The organism is Peribacillus sp. SIMBA_075 (assembly GCF_046534585.1).
The window spans coordinates 1-239 of the sequence record NZ_JAWRYN010001509.1; the positions used below are offsets into that span (position 1 = coordinate 1).

The 239-nt window shown below is 36.0% G+C and carries 1 protein-coding gene; it reads left to right on the forward strand.

From position 1 onward, the window contains the following. On the forward strand, positions 1 to 239 hold a 239-nt coding region (locus SB775_RS33455), incomplete at both ends, for a P-type ATPase actuator domain-containing protein (RefSeq protein ID WP_486360745.1).

Here is a 239-nt window from a genome sequence, read left to right on the forward strand (position 1 = left end):
GTGATACAGTACCAGCAGATGTACGTATCATTTACGCGAATGATTTATTAGTAAATGAATCCGTGCTAACAGGAAAAGATGCAAGTATTGAGAAATTTGAAAGTTGCTATCACCTTGAGCGTAAACGATTTATTCCTTTAAAACGAATGAAAGACTATAATCCACTTGAACTTGAAAACGTATGTTTCAAAGGGACTCATATTGTTGGCGGAAATGCAAAGGCTGTAGTTGTTTCGACT